At 31.3% G+C, this 2854-nt stretch carries 3 protein-coding genes and 1 pseudogene; all 4 read left to right on the forward strand.

Translation table 11 applies throughout. The features are described 5' to 3' along the window. Positions 1 to 747, forward strand: a pseudogene (locus tag B0A58_RS14660) (hypothetical protein); the annotation flags it as partial. Between the two features lie 2 nt (positions 748 to 749). Beyond that, on the forward strand, positions 750 to 1202 hold the full coding sequence (locus B0A58_RS14665; RefSeq protein WP_133063156.1) for a hypothetical protein: 453 nt from the start codon (positions 750 to 752) through the stop codon (positions 1200 to 1202). Positions 1203 to 1505: 303 nt separating this feature from the next. Then, complete coding sequence (locus tag B0A58_RS14670) at positions 1506 to 2165, forward strand: SprT family zinc-dependent metalloprotease (protein WP_133063157.1); 660 nt, start codon at positions 1506 to 1508, stop codon at positions 2163 to 2165. Position 2166: 1 nt separating this feature from the next. Then, positions 2167 to 2854: hypothetical protein (locus tag B0A58_RS14675; protein ID WP_133063158.1), on the forward strand; the 688-nt coding region annotated here is incomplete at its 3' end.

Consider the following 2854-nt stretch of genomic DNA (forward strand, 5'->3'; position numbering starts at 1 on the left):
AACTTTCTAAAAAAATTGAATACCATAGCGAGTAGTTTATACAACGGAGGCACGAGCGTAGATGCAAATGGTGTTGCGATAAAAGGCACGGGATTGAACAGCCTTGGCGACAATTTTGGCGACATTGGCACAATAGCCTTTGGCACCCTTAGTGGCGGTGCAGGCGCCGCCCTCACGGGAGGGAACTTTTGGCAAGGTGCTGTAACAGGGCTGGTGGTGAGTGGACTGAATCATGCAATGCACTCGATGGGGAAAAACGGGGATTTAAAACAATGGCTTAAAAAGGCGGGTGTTAATTATAAAGACATTCCAAATATGACTTCTGGACAGGTTTTAGAACTTATTGCTAAAGTTCCTGAATTAGCACAGTTCTACAGCGAGAGTGGTAGTTTTAAAGTCGGAGTAAATAAAAATGTGAGTTACGATTTAACTAGTGGAAGCACTAAAACAAGAACCGGAACAATGACTTTTGGAACTGATGCGTTCAAGAGTATGTTAACTTTAGGAACTTCTATAATACACGAAACTGGTCACGCTTGGGATTTGTTTTCAGGTAACTTTTCTAAATTTAATTCTATTTCGGATAAAGATGGATTTAGGACAGAAGTTATGGAATACAGAATGTACGAACGTGAATTACAATATTCTCTTCCAGCATATAACAGATCTGGGTTAAATTATAGAAATGAATTTTATATGAGAATATCAAATAGAGGTTATGATCCAGATTCATTTTTAAAATGGTAACTATGAGAAATGTACTTTTTTTAATTTTAACTTTTGCTGTTTCTTGGTTAAGTTATTCTCAAGAAATAGTTAATGAAGAGTATGAAATTTACGGGACGTTAATTGGTGAGCAAGGTTATCAATTTTTTCCTATAAATTTTGGCATCCCAACTAAATTTAAATTTGAAATTAAAGACTCAATTTATACAAAAATAGAGAAAATGGATGTAAAATCTATTGACCGAAAAAAATTGATTGATGTATCTTTAAAATATAGTATCAATAAAACTTTCAAAATTATAGAAAGTGACCAATACAATCAAATATATTTAAGTCCTATCTATTTTAAAAGTAAAGACGAAGCATATTTTTTGTATATCATAAAAGGTAATCTTCCAAAACCATATTCATATTTTTATGAAGCAAAAAGAGTCAAGGATAAATGGAAGTTAACAGATTATTACTTAATCAACTAAAACAGCGAAAGCCGAGCAAATGCTCGGGTTTTCTAATTTACAAAAAAGCAGCGTTATTATAAAAAAAAATTTAAACTTTTTAGGGGTTAGTATTTCATCAATAATTTTAAAGACGGTTGCTTTATCGCTATTAGTCCAATTGTTTTTAAAATTTTTATCAATAAATTTCTAAAAAAAGAGCTTTTAAAAGAATTATTTATTATTTTTGTAGATATAAATGGCTTTGCCGCTGGAGCTTTGAGTAGCATAGCAAGTAGTGCCTGGAGTGGAGGTGAGACAATTACAGATAATGGGAATTATACAATGTCAATGACAAAACATGCAGGTTTAGGTGCAGGAACAGGCGACATTGGTACAATAGCCTTTGGTACCCTTAGTGGCGGTGCAGGTGCCGCCCTTACAGGAGGTAACTTTTGGCAAGGTGCTGTAACAGGGCTGGTGGTGAGTGGACTGAATCACGCGATGCATAAGATGATGAATGAAGATTTTGTAAAAGGTAAACTTGACAGGGAGGTTGATGCTGTATTTAGAAATTTAGCCGATTCTGAAGCACCCGCAACACGTGAAACTTTGTATAAAATTAAAGATTCTTTACCAACATTAAAAAGTTATTTTTCAAAAACTGGAAGTGTTGATATGTATGCTCAACCAGATATTAGCTCACTTGATGATGGGTCTATTGCAAAAACGTATGCTCACAGTGAAAATAATTTTAAAAGTTCTCGAGTATCAACAACATATTTCAAAGATTCTTTCAGATCTTATAGAATATTAGCTAGAACAATGCTACATGAATTTGGGCATTGTTTAAGTTATAAAAACGGTGATTTTTATAATTACCATATAAATCATACAAGAGCTGAAACAAATAGTTGGAAAGAACGATATGCTTTCAATTATGCTTTTGCTAATGGAGGAGTTCCATACAGAAATGATCCTTGGTACCTAATGAATAGTAAATAAAATGAAAAATTTAAAGATATTCTTAATATTCCTTTTTTTGAGCTATAATTTATTCGCTCAAAGAGATTTTAATAGAAGTATTATTTCTAAAAATAGTATTCTTAAGTGTTCTGAATATTCAGTCATACCAAAAACTAATCCAGATTATTACAAGAAACCAATTGGGCTAATGTTAAAAGCTGAATTTTTTTTCGACATAAACGGTAATGTTATCAAATATTTTAGTCCAGATGGGGCTGAAGCATCTCATTCAAAATCTAAAGATTTGATAGAAAATTACCTATATAAAGACAATAGAATAGTTAAAATGTCAAGGGTAGGTTTCGATTCAATATCAGTTGAGTACTTATATTTTGACAAAAAAAATTTGATTTGTAAAATAATGACAAACCATCGTGGTGAAAGAATCGGATTAGAAATGATTCGCAAAGACAATAAAGGAAAAGAAGTAAGAAATACAGAAGTAAACTTCAATTATACATCACAATTAAATAGTTACATTGATTTAAACAATTATAAAATTCTATATTATAAAAACAGAAAAAAAATTAATAACTTTAGAAAGGTTATTGCTATCACTATTGAAGAACTAAATTTATTTAAAACATCAACGAATATAGAACTTATTGAAAGAAAATTAACTGAAATTGAAAAAAATAAGTTTATAAGTGAACTGAATTTTAACGCAT

The organism is Flavobacterium branchiophilum NBRC 15030 = ATCC 35035, from assembly GCF_002217205.1.
GTDB lineage: Bacteria > Bacteroidota > Bacteroidia > Flavobacteriales > Flavobacteriaceae > Flavobacterium > Flavobacterium branchiophilum.